Source organism: Actinomadura gamaensis (assembly GCF_042652125.1).
Classification (GTDB): domain Bacteria; phylum Actinomycetota; class Actinomycetes; order Streptosporangiales; family Streptosporangiaceae; genus Spirillospora; species Spirillospora gamaensis.
In genome coordinates this window covers 71,240-88,356 of the sequence record NZ_JBHSIT010000007.1, presented here as the reverse complement: position 1 = coordinate 88,356, position 17,117 = coordinate 71,240, and the positions used below count along the sequence as shown (strand labels likewise).

The window sequence follows — 17,117 nt, the reverse complement described above, 5'->3', positions numbered from 1 at the left end:
TCCTGGCGGTGATCAATGCGTGGTACGCATGACGCCATGGACCTGCAGACCGTGCGATGGTTCCTGGCCGTCGCCGCCCACGGGCATGTGACGAACGCCGCACAGGAGCTCCGCGTCTCGCAACCGGGGCTGTCGCGCGCGATCGCCCGCCTGGAGGCCGATCTCGGCGTCCCGCTGTTCGACCGGGTCGGGCGCGGCGTCGAGCTGAGCCCGTTCGGCCGCGTCTTCGCCGAGCACGCGCGCCGCCTGGTCGCCGAGGACGAGGCGGCGCGGCGCGCGCTCGCGCAGGCCGCCGACCCGTCGCACGGCGAGGTCGCGCTCGCGTTCCTGCACACGCAGGGGCCGTCGTTCGTGCCCGATCTCGTCCGGCGGTTCCGGGAGACGCGGCCCGGCGTGACGTTCCGGCTGATGCAGGACCGGTCGGCGCGGCTCGCGGCGGCCGTGCGGGACGGACGCGCCGACCTCGCGATCACGAGCCCGCGCCCGTCCGGGACGGATCTGGAATGGCGTCCGCTGGTGACCGAGCGGCTGCTGCTGGCCGTCCCGGAGGGGCACCGGCTGGCGCGCCGCCGCCTCGTCCGGACCGAGGAGCTGGCGGACGAGCCGGTCGTGGCGTTCCGGCAGGGCACCGGGTTGCGCGCGATCGCCGCGGAGATGTTCGCGCGGGCCGGGATCGCGCCGGAGATGCCGTTCGAGGGCGAGGAGTCGGCCACCGTGCGCGGGCTCGTCGCTGCCGGGCTCGGCGTCGCGATCGTCGCGCCGCCGCTGCCGGGCGAGGCGCACGGGGTCGCGCACGTCCGGCTCGCCGACCCCCTCGCGGTCCGTACCATCGGCCTGACCTGGTCGGACGGCCGGACCAGGCCGCCGGTCGCCGAGGCGTTCCGGCGGTTCGTGCTGACTCCCGGACTGGCCCGGGAGCCCGCTAACTGACTCGTCAGTTACTTCGCTACAGTGAAACCGAGCCAGATTCGACCGAGGAGTGCTGCACATCATGCGGACTGGACTTGAGGGCAAGACCGCGCTCGTCACGGGCGCGTCCCGGGGGATCGGCAAGGCGATCGCCACCGCGCTCGCCGCCGAGGGCGCCAACGTGGTGCTCTCCTCCCGCAAGCAGGAGGCCCTGGACGAGGTCGCCGCCGAGATCCGGGCGGCGCACCCGGGCGCGGGCGTGCTCGCCAAGGCGGCGCACGTCGGCGACGCCGAGCAGGCCGCCGCCTGCGTGGACGCCGCGGTCGCCGAGTTCGGCGGCGTGGACGTCCTGGTCAACAACGCCGGCACCAGCCCGCACTTCGGGCCGATGGTCGACATCACGCCCGAGGCCGCCGCCAAGACCGTCCAGGTCAACCAGTTCGCGGTCGTCCAGTGGACGCAGCTCGCCTGGAAGGCGTCGATGGCCGAGCGCGGCGGCTCGATCATCAACATCGCGTCGGTCGGCGGCCTGGTCACCGAGCACGGCATCGGCTACTACAACGCCACCAAGTCCGCCGTCATCCACATCACCCGCCAGTTCGCGATGGAGCTGGCCCCGAAGGTCCGGGTCAACTGCATCGCCCCCGGCCTGGTCAGGACCGCCCTCGCCCGCGCGCTGTGGGAGAACAACGAGGAGCAGATCAACAAGTACATGCCGCTCGGCCGGATCGGCGAGCCCGAGGACATCGCGAACGCCGCGGTCTTCCTCGCCGGGTCCGCCTCGTCCTGGATGACCGGGCAGACCATGGTCGTCGACGGCGGCGCGATCATCCGCCCCTCGATCTCCTAGCCCGCCCGCGCCCGGACCGTTTCCCGACCGTCCAGTCCGCCCCTCGAACGCCTGGAGGCACGATGTCGCGCTGGGGACTCACGATCCCGCTCACCGGCGTCCCGCTCACCGAGCACGCCGCGCTCGTCGCCGAGCTGCCCGCGCTCGGCTACACCGACGCGTGGTCCGCCGAGACGAACGGCACCGACGCGTTCACGCCGCTCGCCCTCGCCTCGCAGTGGGCGCCCGAGCTGCGCCTCGGCCCGGCCATCGTGCCGGTCTACACCCGCGGCCCGGCGCTGCTCGCCCAGCAGGCCGCGACGCTCGCCGACCTCGCGCCCGGACGGTTCGTCATGGGCATCGGCACGTCGTCCGACACGATCGTCCAGCGCTGGAACGGCATCCCGTTCGAGGAGCCGTACAAGCGCGTCCGCGACACGCTGCGGTTCCTGCGCGCCGCGCTCGCGGGCGAGAAGGTCAAGCAGGACTACGCGACCTTCTCCGTCAAGGGCTTCAAGCTGGAGCAGGCCCCGGCGGCGCCGCCGCCGATCGTGCTCGCCGCGCTGCGTCCCGGCATGCTGCGCCTGGCCGCCCGCGAGGCGGACGGCGCGATCACCAACTGGCTCGCGCCCAAGGACGTCCGGCGGGTGCGCGGCGAGCTCGGCGACGAGCCCGAGCTGATCGCGCGGCTGTTCGTCTGCCCGACCGACGACGCCGAGGAGGCCCGCGCGATCGGCCGCTGGATGATCGCCGCGTACATGACCGTCCCGGTGTACCGCGCGTTCCACGAGTGGCTCGGACGCGGCGAGGCGCTCGCGCCGATGAACGAGGCCTGGGCCGCGGGCGACCGGAAGAAGGCCCTGGAGGTCATCCCGGACGAGGTGGTCGACGACCTCATCGTCCACGGCTCGCCGGCCGCCTGCCGCGCCAGGATCCGGGAGTACGTCGCGAACGGCCTGACGACGCCCGTGCTGGCCGTCGTCCCCGGAGGCGGCCTGTCCCCGGCGGACGCGGTGCGCGCCCTCGCCCCGAGCAACGACTGACCCCGGGACACCGGCTGACCCCGGGACACCGGCTGACCCCGGGACACCGGCTGACCCGGGGACACCGGCTGACCCGGGGATACCGACTGACTCCGAGTGACCGCTGTTCCCGTCGGCGCCTCGACCCACCGCCGACGGGAATTCCGGTTCCGCATGACCCGCCCTTTTCACGGGGTGTTCACGCCGGATTCGGTTGCCTTCCCTAGTCTCACGCTGCACCGTCGGGCGGTGCGCACTTTGACGGGGGACCGATCCGAATGTCGCTGCTGGGCTGGCCGCTGCTCGTCCTTTTCATCCTGCTGGCACTGGCGGCCCCGGTCGGCTGCCTCGCGGCGTGGAACCGCGTCCCCGGCCCGGACGCGGTGCGGGTGGCCGCGCGGCTCGGGATGATCGTGACGTGCCAGGCGACGGCCCTGCTGCTCGTCGGCACGCTCCTCAACCGCAGCCTGCACCTCTACCCGACCTGGGCCGACCTGCTCGGGACGGCCGGACGGGGCGGGAACATCGAGGCCGCCGGGCCGAACGGCGCGACGCTGACCCGGCCCGCGGGCGGCCGCGGCCTGGACGAGGGCGGCTTCCGCTTCGACCGCAGCAGCCGCACGCACGTCGGGCACCCGTTCGGCGCGGCGTCGGGCATCCGCGCCGAGGTCCGGGTGTGGCTGCCGCCGCAGTACGACGACGCCGCCTACCGTGGCCGCCGGTTCCCGGTGATCGAGCTGCTGCCGGGCTTCCCCGGCTCGGCCTGGACCTGGTTCGGCGCGCTGCACGTCGCGGGCGAGCTGGAGAAGGCCATGAAGAACGGCCAGGCCAAGCCGTACATCCTGGTCTCGCCGACGATCACCGTCCAGCCCGGCCGGGACACCGAGTGCACCGACATCACCGGCGGTCCCCGCGTCGCGACCTGGCTCACCACCGACGTCCGGACGGCCGTGACCCGCGACTTCCGGGCCCTGCCGGACGCCGCCTCGTGGGCGACGATGGGCTACTCGACCGGCGGGTTCTGCGCGGTCAAGCTCGCCGAGCAGCGGCCCGACCTGTTCCGCGCCGGCGTCAGCCTGGCGGGCTACTTCAAGCCGACCTCGCCCGACATCACCCGCGACCCGACCGCCGTGCACGCCAACAGCCCGCTGGAGCTGCTCGCGACGCGTCCGGCCGTGGACCTGCTGCTCGGCGGCACCCGCACCGACCGCGGGACGGCCGCCGCGATCGAGGACATGATCGCCCGCGTCCAGCCGCCGACCAAGGCGTTCACCTACATCCTGGACAGCGGCGGGCACCTGCCGAAGATCTGGGAGGGCATGCTGCCCAAGTCGTTCGAGTGGCTCACGCAGCGCGTGGCGGGACCGAGCTGAGTGTTTACCGGCATCGGACCGGGGCAGGGGGTGCGGGTCCGAACCCGAAGGTAAAGGAAGTACAGCTCTCATGCTCACGCTGACCAGCGATGCCGTCCAGGTGATCCGGACCGTCACCGCCGATCCGCAGCTGCCGCCGGAGAGCGGCATCCGGATCCAGGCGGGGCTGAACGGCTCCGACACGCTCCAGCTCTCGGTCGCGCCCGCGCCCGAGGCCGGGGACCAGGTCGTCGAGGACCAGGGCGCGCGCGTCTACCTGGAGCCCACGACCGCCGCCATGCTCGACGAGATGACCCTCGACGCCAAGGTCGACCCGAAGGGGGACGTGGCCTTCACCCTCGCCGACAGCACCACGGGCGAGAGCTGACCCGTCCGCCTCACGGCGCGCCCGCGACGTCATCCGGAGGTCGCGGGCTTTTCGCATACGCGGTCGTGCCTTGAGTCCCGCGGGTCCGTAGCGCGGTCTGAGGGGCTCTCAGCGCGATCCCCGGGCCTCTCAGCGAGGCCTGAGGGCCTCTCGGCGCGGTCCGAGGGGCTCTCAGCGCGATCCCAGGGGCTCTCAGTTCGGTTTCAGGGGCTCTCAGCGGGTGACCGCGAGGACGATCGCGAGCACGACGGCGCCGAACGCGAGCGTCGTGAGCAGGCAGAACGCGGCGACGACGGCGCAGGCCAGCCCCTTGGGCTGGTCGCGCCAGTTGCCGTAGTGACCGCGCACCTGGCGGTTCAACTCCTCCCGGTCGCCGCCGTCCGCGCGTTCTCCGGCGTCGGCGCTCTCTCCGGCGTTCGCGCCCGCTTCTCCGGCGTCCGCGCTCTCCGTGTCGCGTGCGCTCTCTCCGGTGTCCACGGCGGTCAGTCTGGCAGACGGGCTACTCGGGGAAGCTCGGGTGCGGGCCGAGGGCCCAGTACTCGAACAGGCCGTAGCCGGTGCGTCCGGAGCCGTCCTGGTACTCGAAGCGCGCGACGGCGTCCACCATGCCCCACATGCGCGCCGCGTCGTCCGGGACGCGGGTGTCGTACGTGACGCCCTGGACGACCGTCTCGGGCCCCTGGTACATGCCGTGCTTCCAGTCCGGTTCGAGGCCGTAGCCGGTGCCGACCATCAGGTGGACGGGCAGGATCGGCGTCACCCTGATCTCGAACGGCTTGCCGGCGGGCGGGTGGAACGCGAGCGTCGCGGTGACGACGTCGCGGGTGCCCTCGGCGTAGACGGGACGGTAGTCGAGGCGTCCGAGGTGCTCGGGCTCGCGGTCGGGATCCGGATGGACGCGGACGGCCTCCTCGAGGACGCGGCGTCCCTTCTCGTCCTCCTGCAGGATGCAGAGCACCGAGTGGTCCTCGAACTGGAACGGCGCGTACATCCAGTAGAAGGTGCCGACGTTGTTGGCCTGGATGCCGGGCGGCTCGGGCTCGCCCACGGGGCGGATGCCCCACGAGCGGTCGCGCGATCCCCAGTAGGTCTCGGGGGAGACGTCGATGCGCTCGCCGTCCAGGAGGATGTGGCCGGTCCAGCGGCCGGTCTGGGCGAGGCGGCGCGAGTCGAACATGACGCGCTCCTGCCAGCGGATGTAGTGCGGCGGTTCGAGCTGCGCGGGGATGGACGCGTCCCAGGTCAGGTCGAAAGACAGGCCGTGCTCGGTCTCGTCCAGGACGACCCGCAGCCGCTTCAGCCCCTCGATGACCTCGACGCGGAACGGGCCGACGCCGGTGTTCATCCGGTCCGCGCCGAGCTCGCGCGACGCCCGCACGACCTTGTGCAGCGGACCGCGCCTGATCACCGCGAACGCGTCCGTCACGCCCAGGTTCGGGTACTGCCCGACGCCGATCAGCATCATCAGCTCGCCGGAGGTGTCGTGCACGTTGAAGTAGTACCGGTCGTAGAAGTTCCGGTCGGAGGTCGCGACGTGCCGCATCACCTCCGGCGCCTGGTGGACGGGGTAGTCGTCGAGCGGCGAGAGGGTCATCCGAGACCTCCGAGGATGCGCGCGAGGAGCTGCGTGCAGTTGTTGTCGTGCGGGAACGGGTCGTCCGGGCCGATCCAGCCGAAGTCGATCATCGCCTGCCCGATCCGCGCCATGATCACCGAGAACTTGAAGCCGGACAGGACCTCGTAGTACTCCATGTTCCGCATCGGCCGGTCCAGAAACTCCGCGTAGCGCGCGACGGTGTCCTCGTAGGACGGGAAGCCGGGCAGGCGCGGGTAGCCGATCCCGTCGCTGTGGTGCCTGTCGATGAACATGAACCAGGCGAGGTCCTCTTCGGGCGCGCCGAGCACGGCGGTCTCCCAGTCGAGGACGGCGGCGGGCACGCCCTTCTGGAAGATGACGTTCCCGATCCGGGCGTCGCCCCACAGGACTCTCGGCTCGTCCGGTTCGTCGGGACGGTGGGCGCGCAGCCAGTCGAGCGCGCGCAGGGCGACCTCCTGCGGGCCGCCGTACGCCCAGTGCAGGTAGTGCTCGTAGTAGTTGAGCCGCTGGTCGAGGCCGGTCGCTCCCCATTTCGGCTGGTCCAGGAAGCCGAGGTCCAGCGCTTTCGGATCGAGCCGGTGCAGGCGAGCGAGGATTTCGAGCGTGGACCACCACATCGCGGCCCGCTCCTCTTCCGGCACCTCGGTGACCCAGCCGTCCATGTGGTAGGGCGGCATGTCGGTGGGGACGCGGCCGTCGATGCGTCCCATCACGAAGAACGGCGCTCCGAGCGTCCCGTCGGACGGCTCGTACCAGCGGATCGGCGGGACGGGGATGTCGGTCCGCTCGTCCAGCGCGCGCATCAGCCGGTACTGCTCGGCGAAGCGCGGCTCGGGGAAGACCCGGTACCGGGCGGGCGCGACGCGGGCGACGAGCGGCTCGTGCCGCTCGGTCCCGTCCGGGCCGGTCCAGGCGGCGTCGAAGATCAGCGTCTCCGAGGAGAACCCGCTGGTCTCCGGGGTCTCGATCATCGGGATCCGGGCGCCGGGCAGGCGCTCGCGCAGCCATCCGGTCAGGGCGCTCCGGGTCACCTCGGGATCGCGTTGGTCGGGTACCGGCACGGGCACCTCCGGAAAGTGAAATTAGAACGTGTTCTATCAACGCCCGCGGAGCCGGTCAATGCTCGCGCCCCGCGGGGTGGCCGGCGCGTGACGGGGACCGGCGTGGAAAAATCGCGGGATGCGTCTCACCAAACTCGGCCACGCCTGCGTGCGGCTCCAGAAGGACGACCGGACCCTCGTCATCGACCCCGGCGCGCTCACGCCCGAGACCGACGCGCTCGACGGCGCGGACGCCGTGCTCATCACCCACGAGCACTTCGACCACTTCGCCCCCGACCGGCTGCGCGCCGCCCTCGCCGCCGACCCCCGGCTGGACGTCTGGTGCTCGCGCGCCGTCGCCGAATCCCTCGCCGACCTGGGCGGACGCGTCCACCAGGTGGGGCACGGGGACGCCGTCACCGTCGCCGGCTTCGACGTCCACGTGTACGGCGAGGAGCACGAGATCCTGCACCCGGACGTCCCGCCCATCCCGAACTGCGGCTACCTGATCGACGGCGAGGTCTTCCATCCGGGCGACGCGCTGACCGTGCCGTCCGAGCCCGTCCGGACGCTGTGCCTGCCCGGCAACGCGCCCTGGATGAAGATCCCCGAGCTGTACGCGTACGCCCGCGCCGTCGACCCCGAGCGCGCGTTCGTCGTCCACGACGGGCTGCTCAACGACGCCGGGCTCGGCGTGATGAACAACCACGTCGGCAACGCCGGCAAGGAACTCGGCCGCGACTTCCGCCGCCTCGCGCCCGGTGAGTCGGTGGACCTGTGACCGGCGTGCGGATCGACGCCGTCTTCTTCGACATCGGCGAGACCCTGATCGACGAGGGCGACATCTACGGCCGGTGGGCGGACTGGCTCGGCGTCCCGAGGCACACGTTCCTCGCCAAGCTGGGGGCGGTCCTGGCCCTCGGCGGGACGAACATGGACCTGTTCGAATACTTCCGTCCCGGTTTCGACCTGGAGACCGAGGAGAAGGCGCGCGCCGAGGCGGGCGTCCCCAACGGTTTTGGACCGTCCGATGTATATCCGGACGTGCGCGAGTGCCTCGCCGGGCTGCGCGCCCAGGGCCTGTTCGTCGGCATCGCGGGCAACCAGCCGGTCGAGGCCGCCGAGCAGATCGCCGCCCTCGGCCTCGACGCCGACGTCGTCGGCATCTCCGACGTCTGGGGCGTCGCCAAGCCCGAGCAGGAGTTCTTCGAGCGCTGCGCCCAACTCGCCGACGCGCTCCCCGAACACGTCCTCTACGTGGGGGACCGGCTGGACAACGACGTCCTCCCCGCCGCCGCGTTCGGCATGCGCACGGCCTTCCTGCGGCGCGGTCCGTGGGGCCACATCCAGGACGACCCGGACGCCGAAGCCCAGGCCACCTTCGTCCTGGACGACCTCGCCTCGCTCCCCGCGCGCGTCGCGGAGTTCAACGCCCCCTAAGGGATGGCCCCTAGGCCCGGGGTATGGGGCGCGAACCCGCCGAACGGGCGATGTGGTCCGGGCCGCCTCGTCCGTAGCGTCTCCGGTGTGGCCGCGGAACCGCGGCCGGCCTCACCACCAGGGAGAACAACGACATGAACGGCCTCTACCGTCCCCGCCGCGGTCGCGTCATCGGCGGCGTCTGCGCCGGCCTGGCCCGGCGCTTCGGCCTGAGCCCGTGGACGGTCCGCCTCCTCGCGCTGCTGTCCTGCCTCCTGCCGGGCCCGCAGTTCGTGGTCTACATCGTCCTGTGGATCATGCTCCCGGGCGAGCGCCACTGACCTCACCGCGGGGCGCCTGACCTGCCCGCGTTGACCCGCGCCTGTCAGGACACCGCGCGCATGCGCCCGGTTCGGCTGGAACGGCGGCCCGGCGGGGTGTTAGATCTGGGGGTACTTCCGGAAAGGACGTCCCCTGTGCCGGATCTCCCCCCGCCGTCCGCGACCGGTGCGCCCGCCGCCCCGGACCCGCTCGCAGTGACGCGCGCCCTCCTACGCCACCTCGCCGACCTCGCCCAAGCCCGCTCCCGCCCCGCCCCCGCCCCTGAGCCCACCGGCCACCCCGCCCCCACGCCGCCCACGTCCCCCGCACCCACCACCGGTGCCTCCAGCGCACCGAACCCTGGCGTCCAGGCCACACCCGCTCCAAGCACCCAAACCGCCCCGGCCCCCGACGACACCGCCCGCCGCGACGCGGGCGACCCCGAAGCCCTCAGCGGACGCGCCCCCGCCCCCGAAGGCCCCCGACCGAGCACAGACGACCCCGCCGAGGGCAGCGAAACCCACCCGTCCACCCCCGCCTTGGGCAATTCGCCGCGTTCGTCGGGAAGTCAGGCTTCCGAGGGACGGCGTGGGCCGGATCTCGGTGGACGCGCGGGCGGCGCTCATGCGTCAGACGCTCAGGCTGCGAGCGGGGGCCCGGGCGTGCGAGCGTCCGGCGGCGGGCGCGTTGGCGGGAACCACGCGTTCGGCGGCCGAGGTGCGAGTGGCGGCGTGGAGCCGCAGGGGGCTGACAGCGGCCTGGGAGATTCGCCGCGTTCGTCGGATGGTGGGGGGGCTCGGGGGCGGCATGCGTTGGATTCCGGGCCGCGGGCGTCGGCTGGGTGGCCCTCTGGGGGACGGGCGGGGGAAGAGCCGGGCGGCGCAGGGCTCGGGGGACATGCGACTGGCGCGGCGCCGGCCGACGAGGCGGGCGGGCGGCATGTCGCGGAGGCCGCGCGGGCGCCGGCTGGTGAGGCGGGCGGACGGCATGTCGCGGAGGCCGCGCGGGGGTCGGCCGACGAGGCGGGCGGGCGGCATGTCGCGGAGGCCGTGCGGGCGTCGGCTGGTGAGGCGGGCGGGCGGCATGTCGCGAAGGCCGTGCGGGCTTCGGCTGGCGACGTGGGCGGGCGGCATGTCGCGGAGGCCGTGCGGGCTTCGGCGGAGCGGGCGTCGGGCGGGGACGGGATCCACTGGCTGGCGGAGCTGCCCGCCGAGGTGTTCGTGGAGGCGGAGGCCGGGCCGGGCGAGGTGCTGTTCAGCGTGCCGCTGATCCCGCTGCGTCCGCCGTCGGTGCCGGTCGAGTTCGACGCGTGGCTCGCGATGCGGCACTGGTACCGCGCGCTGCGCGACGTGGCCGACCAGGAGGTCGTGCTCGTCACCGGGCTCCTGTCGTGGCGTCCGCCGGACGGGCCGCCCGTGCGCGGGCACCTGCTCTCCACGCCCGTCCAGATCGTGATGGACGACCGGACCGAGCGCGTGGACGTCGTGCTCGCGGGCCCGACGTCCCCGCGCGACCGCGAGCTGCTCGCCGGAGTCCCCGGGTACCAGCCCGCGCGCGCCGACTGGGTGTGGGACGCCGTCCAGGCGGGCCAGGGCTTCGCGCTCCAGGCCTCGACCTCGGACGTTCTGCGCAAATGGTGCGCGGTCGCCTTCACCGCCGAAGGGGAGCGGGACCGTCCGCGCGGTGGTGAACCGGCGGTCGCGTACCGGGACGACTGGACGCCCGGCGGCGCGCCCGGCGAGATCCCCGCCGTGCGGCTCGCCCCGGCCCTGGCCGTCCGGCGGCGACCGCGCAGGACCGGCCTCGCCGGACACTACGACCTGCTGATCTCGCAGCTCGCCGACCCGCCGCCGGACGGCCTGGTCCGCTTCCTGGCCGCCGACCTGCGCGTCCTGCACCTCCCCGAGCCGAAGCCGGACGCCGCCGCGGAGCTGGTGGCCGGGATGACCGCGCAGGGACGGCGCGTCCTCGTCGTCCGCTCCGAGCCGGAACCGGGCGGCATCCCGCCGCGCGCCGACCTGCCCGAAGTGCCGCCGCTCACCGGCGGCGAGGCCGCCGAACTCCTGCGCCTGCTCACCGAGCGCAGGCTCGCGCCCCCGGCCGACCCCGCCGCGCTGCCCGACCCGAACCGGATCCGAGCACTGATCAACGTCGAGCGGGCCGTGCCGCCCGAGGCGTCCGGCGAGGTCGCGCGCCGCCTGCGGCAGTTCGACCCGGCCGTCCTGACCCGCCTCACCGGACGCGTCGCGCAGGTGGACGGCATCCTCAACGAGCTCGGACTCGGCGGGCACCCCTCCCGCTGGCCGAGCGGCGACCCCGCCGCCCGCGCGTTCGCCGACATCCTCGCCCGCCGCCGTCCCGCCGTCTGGGAGCGCGTCACCGAGATGACCGTCCAGGCCGAGCGCGCCCACCGCGCGGCGCGCTCCCTGCGCGGCCACCGCGTCGTCCTCCCGCCGGACGCGTCCCCGCGCGACCTCGCCGACGCCGCGCACGAACTCCGCGCCCACCTGCTCACCGGCGGCACCCTCAAGCGCGGCCCGATTCGCTCGTCCGCCCAGCGCAGGGCCGAAACCCTCCTCACCACCGTCACCGTGGACGGCCACCCGCCGACGACGCCCGCCCTGCTGGAGATCGTCCTCACCCACCTCACGGCGGAGATCACCTGCCAGGAGCTGCACTACGTGTGGGAGGCCGCGGGCGTCCCGTTCCGCACCGACCTGCCCCTCGCCGACCGCGCCGCCCGCTTCGCCGAGGCCCACGCGCGCCTGGCCCGCGTCCGCATCCTCACCCCCGTCCTCTCCGAAGTTGCCGAACTCGGCATCCCCCTCACGCACCCCCTCCAGTGGCACGGCCTGACCATCGGCCTCGCCGCCGCCCACCTCGCCGCCGAGGCGGACCGCGCGACCGCCGCCCTGACCGCCCTCCGCGACGCCGTCGACCCGGCCCTCACCGACCTCCGCGCCGCCCTGGACGCCCGTGACCCCGACGCCTACACCCGCGCCCTCCACGCCGTGGCGGACTCCCACCGCATCCGCGCCCGCCGCGACACCCTCCTGGCCCGCCTCCGCTCCGTCCACCCGGACCTGGCCGCCCGCATGACCGCCGACCCGTCCGCCTTCGAGCCCCTCGCCCGCACCTGGACCACCGCCTGGGCGACGGCCCGCCGCACGACCCCGGGCGCCGTCCCCCTGTGGGACGTCCCCGCCGCCATCCCCCCGACCCCCGACTCCCTCGACGCGATCATCCTCGACAACGTCCAGAACGCCGGCCCCGAAGCCCTCTTCCTGCTCTGGTACACCCCCCGCGTCATCCTCCTCGGCCCCCCGGGCCCCGGCCTCCCTCCCGTCGACACCCCCCGTCCGCCCCTCCCGCAAGACCTCCACGACTCCCTAGCCCCCACCACCCCCCTCTACGAATCCCTCCTCTCCAGAGCCCTCTCCCAACCCCCCACCCCGACCCCGCGCCCTGAGCCCTCCGCCCCCGCCGAGCCCGCCGCGCGTGCGGAAACTCCCACGCGCCCCGAGCGCCCCACGCCCGGTGAGGACCTTGCGGATGCGGGAACTTCCGCCCGTGGCGAGCACCGCAGGCATGGTGAGGACCTTGCGCGTGGAAGGACTCCCGCGCCCGGTGAAGACCTCGCCCGCAGGGGAACGCACACCCGTGGCGAGCCCCCTACGCCCGACGAAGACCGTGTGCAGGGGAGACCTCCCGCGCGTGGTGACCGCGCCGCGCACGGTGAGTTCCTTGTGCGCGGGGGAAGCGCGCTCCACGAAATCCAGGGCCACGGCGCGTCCGCCGAGGATTCTGCGCGGGACGAGCCCTCCGCGTCCGGGAAGAGTGCTCAGCGCGCGCGAGGTGACGAGCGCGCGTCCTCCGCCGCGTCGCGGGGTAGCGAGGCCCCCGCGAATGAGAAAGATGCCGCGCAACTCAAACCCCCTACGGACGCTGAGCCCTCCGCGCCCGCGAGGGTTCTTGCGGACGCTGAGCCTTCGGGGCCCGCGGGGATTCGCGCGCAGAGGGAGGACGTCGCGCGTGCGGCGGAGGCAGAAGTCGTGGGCCCGCACGCACGCGCGTCTGGCTCGGCCCCCGCGCGCGACGCTGGGGGCGTTGAGCGCGCCGACCGTCAGGGGGACGCTGCGTCTGGGGAATTGCCCGCGCAGGGTGAAAGCCCTACGCAAAATGAGGCCGGCGTGCGTCGGGGGAGCACGGGTCCTGCGCGCGGCGGGGCGTCCGCTGGGGCTTCCGCGCCGGGTGGGGAGGGGGCGTCCCCAGGGGAGGTCGTGCCGGCGGTTCGGATTGAGCCGGGGCGGTCGATCGTCAGTTATGCGCGGGAGGATCTGCGGATTCTGGTGGCGCGGTTGTTGCGGGCGGATCCGGGGCTCTCGGAGGACGAGGTGGTGGCTCGGGCGACGCGGTTGCTGGCTTGTCCGGCGGACGAGGCCGAGCTGGTGGAGGTGCGGATTCGGTATGCGTTGCATGAGGGTGATTGACTCCAGACGTGGTGGATCATGAGGTGTTGCGGGTCTTCTGTAGTGCGGACGGGCGGTTCGGGAACCGGCTCGGGGTGGTGCTGGACGGCCCGGCGGTGGCGGCGCGGGACGAGCGGCAGGCGGTCGCGGGCAAGCTGGGCTTCAGCGAGACCGTGTTCGTGGACGATGCCGAGCGGGGGCTGATCGACATCTACACGCCCACGTTGCGGCTGCCCTTCGCGGGGTATCCGTGCGTGGGCGCGGCGTGGCTGCTCGGCGTGCCGGAGCTGGTGACGGCGGCCGGGACGGTCGCGGTGCGCCGGGACGGCGAGGTCACGTGGATCGCGGCGCGGGCGGACTGGGCGCCGCCGCGGACGCTGCGCGAGTACGGGTCGTCCAGCGAGGTGGACGGGCTGGAGGTGCCGCCGCCCGGCGAGTGGATCTACGCCTGGGCGCGGACGGACGTTCCTGGTGACGCCTCCTTCGGTGCGGACGTGGTTGGGGTCCGCGCCCGGGGCTTTCCCGGACGGGCGGACGGGATCGACGAGGACGAGGCGACCGGCGCCGCCGCGCTGCTGCTCACGGCCGAGCTGGGGCGGCCGCTGGTCGTGACGCAGGGACGCGGCTCGCAGATCTTCACGAGGCCGCGCGCGGACGGGCTGATCGAGATCGGGGGCCGGGTGTCGCGATGAGTTTTCGCGGTGCGCTCGAATCTCACCTCCTGTGAACGAGGATGACACTGTGACCGGACTTGCGGAACTGCTCGCCGAAGCTGTGGATAACTCCGCCGTCCCCGGTGCCGTGGCCCTGGTGACGCGTGGGAAGAAGTCCGAATTCGCGGCCGCGGGTAAGACGGCGGTGGATGGTGGGGTGCCGATGGCGCGGGACACCGTTTTCCGTGTCGCGTCCCTCACCAAGCCGGTGACGGCGGCGGCCGCGATGCTGCTCGTGGAGGACGGCCGCATCGCGCTGGACGACGCCGTCCGCGAATGGCTGCCCGAGCTGGCCGCGCCCATGGTCGTCCGGACGCCGCGGAGCCCGGTGGACGACGTCGTACCGGCGAAGCGCCCGATCACGCTGTATGACCTGCTCACTTTTCGGTCCGGTTACGGCTTCCCCACGGACTTCTCGCTCCCGGCGGCGATGATGCTCCTGGAGACCTGCCAGCGGCACATTATGGAGCCCCAGATCGCCCCGGAACCGGACGAATGGCTGGCGGCGCTGGCGACCGTCCCGATGCTGGCCCACCCCGGAGAGGCGTGGCTTTACAACGCCAGTGCGGACATTCTGGGCGTGCTCATCGCGCGCGTCGCGGGGCGTCCCCTCGACGAGTTCCTCGCGGAGCGCATCTTCGCGCCGCTGGGAATGGACGACACGGCGTTCTGGGTGCCGCCGGAAAAGATGCACCGGTTCGTCCCGCTTTATAGGCGGCGGCCGGACGGCGCGCTGGAGCTTCGCGACGCCCCGGACGGCCATTGGAGCAAGCCGCCGGCCTTCCCGTCCGCGGGCGGCGGGCTCGTCTCGACGGCGGACGACTGGGCCGCGTTCGGCCGGATGCTGCTCGCGGACGGCCTCACCCCGGACGGCCGTAAAGTCCTGTCACCCTCGTCCGTTACGGCCATGACCAGGGACCACCTCACGGCCGAGGAGCGGGATTCGGTCCGGCTCTATCTCCGGGGACAGGGCTGGGGTTTCGGCGCCGCGGTCGATGTGAACGCCGACGCCCCCTGGTCCCGTCCCGGACGGTACTGGTGGACGGGCGGCACCGGCGCGACGGCCCAGATCGACCCGTCCACCGGCACCGTCGCGGTCATGTTGTCGCAGGTCGAGATGGAGAACCCGACGCCGACCCCGCTCATGGCCTCGTTCTGGACCTACGCCGCCGGCTTCTGATTCCGCGCTCTCGACACCCCCGACGCCGAACCCGTCCTAGGTCGCGCCCTCCCAGGTCAGCGCGCCCGAGCGGAGGTCGTCGATCACTGCGAGCAGCCAGGCGTGCTCGGCGGCGGCCATGGTCCGCGCGTACTCGGTCTCGATCCCGGCCACCCGGCCGTGCCCGTCGCGCGCGTTCGCGGCGAGGACCTCGTCGTGGTCGGCCAGCGTCGCGGCCACCCGTGCCGCGCGCCGCTCCAGCGCGGAGAGCGCCTCCCGCGGCGCGATCATCAGCAGGTGCGAGAGCGCGGCCGGGAATTCGGGGAAGTCCCGCCGCGGTGTCGCGAGCATGTCGTCCAGCCAGGTCCGCGCGGTGGCGCGGCCCTCGTCGGTGATCTCGTAGACCGTCCGCTCCGGGTACGCCTGGTCGCGTTCGGTCGCGCGCACCCGCACGAGCCCGGCCTCGGTCAGCCGGTCGATCGTCCGGTAGAGGCTCGTCCGCTGGCCGACGTTGACGACCTGGTCCTTGCCCCAGTCCTTGATCAGCCGCTGCATCCCGTACGGGTGCAGCGGCCTGTAGTGCAGCAACGCCAGGACGGTCAGTGCGAGCGGGGAACTTCGAACGGCCATGCGGCCAGCCTAAAGCAGGCGACTAGTTGACACAACACTAGTTGCAGTGTGACTATCGCTCTCATGACGAACACCACCGAAGTGCGGACGGCCCTCGTGATCGGCGGCGGCATCGCCGGACCCGTCGCCGCCCTCGCGCTCGCCAAGGCGGGCATCGAAGCGACCGTCTACGAGGCGCACGCCGAGGCCGCCGACGGCGTCGGCGCCATGCTGAGCCTCGCGCCCAACGGCCTCGCGGCCCTCGCCGTCGTCGGCGCGGACGAGGCCGTCCGAAAGGTCGGGCAGCCCGTCCCCGGCGTGGTCATGCAGGACGGAACCGGACGAACCCTCGCCGACTTCCACGGCTTTCCGGGCCTGCCCGAAACCCAGGCTCTCCGCCGCGCCGACCTCTTCCGCGCCCTCACCGACCACGCCGTCTCGAACGGCGTCGCCTTCCAGCACGGCAAGCGGCTGATCGACGCCGTCGAGAGCGAGGACGGAGTCACCGCCCGCTTCGCCGACGGCAGCACCGCCACCGCGGACATCCTGATCGGCGCGGACGGGATCCGCTCCACCGTCCGCACCCTCATCGACCGGGACGCCCCGGGCCCCGCGTACGGCGGCGTCCTCAGCTTCGGCGGCATCGCCCCCGGCGCCGCATCGGACGTCCCCGTCGAGCCGGGCATGATGTATTTCGCTTTCGGACGGACCTTCCTCGGCTTCTGGGGGCTTCCGGACGGCCGAATCGTCTGGTTCGGCAGCCTGCCGAGCGAGAAGCCCCTCACGTCCGCCGAGGTCCGCGCGATCCCGAACGAGGAGTGGCTCGCGCGCCTGCGCGACCTCTACGTCGGCCACGTCCCCGGCGAGGCCCTCGTCGGACGCACCGCGCCGGCCGACCTGATGGCGGTCGGACCGATGGAGTACATGCCGGACGTCCCGAAATGGCACACCGACCGGATCGTCCTGCTCGGCGACGCGGTGCACGCGCCGTCCTCCAGTTCGGGGCAGGGCGCGTCCCTGGCCGCCGAAAGCGCCGTCGAGCTCGCCCGCTGCCTCCGCGACCGCCCGACCGCCGCCGAGGCGTTCGCCGCCTACGAGGCCCTCCGCCGCCCTCGCGTCCAGGCCGTCACCGGGGACGCGAAGGCGAAGAACAAGGCCAAGGCCGGCAAGTCCGGCGACAAGCCGGCCTTCCCGACGCCCGAGCAGATGTTCGCCCCCCTCCACAAGTTCCAGATCGACTGGACCGCCCGCGCCTGACCCCCACCCGGCCCGACGCGCGCCTGACGCGCG

16 protein-coding genes are annotated in these 17,117 nt (G+C 73.3%); 12 read left to right on the top strand and 4 right to left on the bottom strand.

Annotated features, from left to right (window positions below; translation table 11 throughout):
* Positions 1–36: 36 nt before the first annotated feature.
* The 5 genes from ACFPCY_RS23665 to ACFPCY_RS23645 all read left to right on the top strand — a co-directional run bounded on the left by ACFPCY_RS23665 (position 37) and on the right by ACFPCY_RS23645 (position 4,500).
* Positions 37–930 carry a LysR family transcriptional regulator gene (locus ACFPCY_RS23665; RefSeq protein WP_378258596.1) on the top strand — a complete coding sequence of 298 codons (894 nt, stop codon included), beginning with the start codon at positions 37–39 and terminating at the stop codon, positions 928–930.
* 61 nt (positions 931–991) lie between these two features.
* Positions 992–1,759 carry an SDR family oxidoreductase gene (locus ACFPCY_RS23660; protein WP_378258594.1) on the top strand — a complete coding sequence of 256 codons (768 nt, stop codon included), beginning with the start codon at positions 992–994 and terminating at the stop codon, positions 1,757–1,759.
* Positions 1,760–1,821: 62 nt separating this feature from the next.
* A complete protein-coding gene (locus tag ACFPCY_RS23655; RefSeq protein WP_378258592.1) occupies positions 1,822–2,781 on the top strand; it encodes an LLM class F420-dependent oxidoreductase in 960 nt (319 codons plus the stop codon).
* Positions 2,782–3,038: 257 nt separating this feature from the next.
* Entirely contained in the window at positions 3,039–4,133 is a 1,095-nt protein-coding gene (locus ACFPCY_RS23650; RefSeq protein ID WP_378258590.1) for an alpha/beta hydrolase, read from the top strand.
* A gap of 70 nt (positions 4,134–4,203) precedes the next feature.
* A complete protein-coding gene (locus ACFPCY_RS23645) occupies positions 4,204–4,500 on the top strand; it encodes a Fe-S cluster assembly protein HesB (protein WP_378258589.1) in 297 nt (98 codons plus the stop codon).
* A gap of 213 nt (positions 4,501–4,713) precedes the next feature.
* Here the strand turns inward: ACFPCY_RS23645 and ACFPCY_RS23640 are convergent, their stop codons facing one another.
* From ACFPCY_RS23640 to ACFPCY_RS23630, 3 genes are read right to left on the bottom strand one after another with little or no spacing between them, the layout of a single operon-like run.
* Positions 4,714–4,977: a hypothetical protein gene (locus ACFPCY_RS23640; protein WP_378258587.1), complete on the bottom strand. Its 264-nt coding sequence runs from the start codon at positions 4,975–4,977 to the stop codon at positions 4,714–4,716.
* A 22-nt stretch (positions 4,978–4,999) separates the two neighbouring features.
* The gene (locus tag ACFPCY_RS23635; protein ID WP_378258586.1) at positions 5,000–6,094 is read right to left on the bottom strand and encodes an Rv3169 family protein; all 1,095 of its coding nucleotides are present in this window, start codon (positions 6,092–6,094) and stop codon (positions 5,000–5,002) included.
* Positions 6,091–7,158, bottom strand: coding sequence for a phosphotransferase family protein (locus ACFPCY_RS23630; RefSeq protein ID WP_378258584.1), 1,068 nt, complete (start codon positions 7,156–7,158; stop codon positions 6,091–6,093). Before ACFPCY_RS23630 ends, ACFPCY_RS23635 begins: the two co-directional genes overlap by 4 nt.
* Positions 7,159–7,276: 118 nt before the next feature.
* Here ACFPCY_RS23630 and ACFPCY_RS23625 point away from each other — a divergent pair, with 118 nt between their 5' ends.
* The 6 genes from ACFPCY_RS23625 (at position 7,277) to ACFPCY_RS23600 (ending at position 15,239) form a co-directional block, all read left to right on the top strand.
* The gene (locus ACFPCY_RS23625; protein ID WP_378258582.1) at positions 7,277–7,918 is read left to right on the top strand and encodes an MBL fold metallo-hydrolase; all 642 of its coding nucleotides are present in this window, start codon (positions 7,277–7,279) and stop codon (positions 7,916–7,918) included.
* A 5-nt stretch (positions 7,919–7,923) separates the two neighbouring features.
* Positions 7,924–8,577 carry an HAD family hydrolase gene (locus ACFPCY_RS23620; RefSeq protein WP_378259354.1) on the top strand — a complete coding sequence of 218 codons (654 nt, stop codon included), beginning with the start codon at positions 7,924–7,926 and terminating at the stop codon, positions 8,575–8,577.
* 134 nt (positions 8,578–8,711) lie between these two features.
* Positions 8,712–8,897 (top strand): PspC domain-containing protein, encoded by a 186-nt coding sequence (locus ACFPCY_RS23615; protein WP_378258580.1) that lies wholly within the window; start codon positions 8,712–8,714, stop codon positions 8,895–8,897.
* 1,098 nt (positions 8,898–9,995) lie between these two features.
* Positions 9,996–13,367, top strand: coding sequence for a hypothetical protein (locus tag ACFPCY_RS23610; RefSeq protein WP_378258578.1), 3,372 nt, complete (start codon positions 9,996–9,998; stop codon positions 13,365–13,367).
* An 8-nt stretch (positions 13,368–13,375) separates the two neighbouring features.
* Entirely contained in the window at positions 13,376–14,038 is a 663-nt protein-coding gene (locus tag ACFPCY_RS23605) for a PhzF family phenazine biosynthesis protein (RefSeq protein WP_378258576.1), read from the top strand.
* Between the two features lie 49 nt (positions 14,039–14,087).
* Positions 14,088–15,239, top strand: coding sequence for a serine hydrolase domain-containing protein (locus tag ACFPCY_RS23600; protein ID WP_378258574.1), 1,152 nt, complete (start codon positions 14,088–14,090; stop codon positions 15,237–15,239).
* Positions 15,240–15,275: 36 nt separating this feature from the next.
* Here ACFPCY_RS23600 and ACFPCY_RS23595 read toward each other — a convergent pair whose 3' ends face one another.
* Positions 15,276–15,848 (bottom strand): PadR family transcriptional regulator, encoded by a 573-nt coding sequence (locus ACFPCY_RS23595; RefSeq protein ID WP_378258572.1) that lies wholly within the window; start codon positions 15,846–15,848, stop codon positions 15,276–15,278.
* Positions 15,849–15,911: 63 nt separating this feature from the next.
* Here ACFPCY_RS23595 and ACFPCY_RS23590 point away from each other — a divergent pair, with 63 nt between their 5' ends.
* Positions 15,912–17,084, top strand: coding sequence for an FAD-dependent oxidoreductase (locus tag ACFPCY_RS23590; protein WP_378258570.1), 1,173 nt, complete (start codon positions 15,912–15,914; stop codon positions 17,082–17,084).
* The last annotated feature ends 33 nt before the right edge of the window (positions 17,085–17,117 follow it).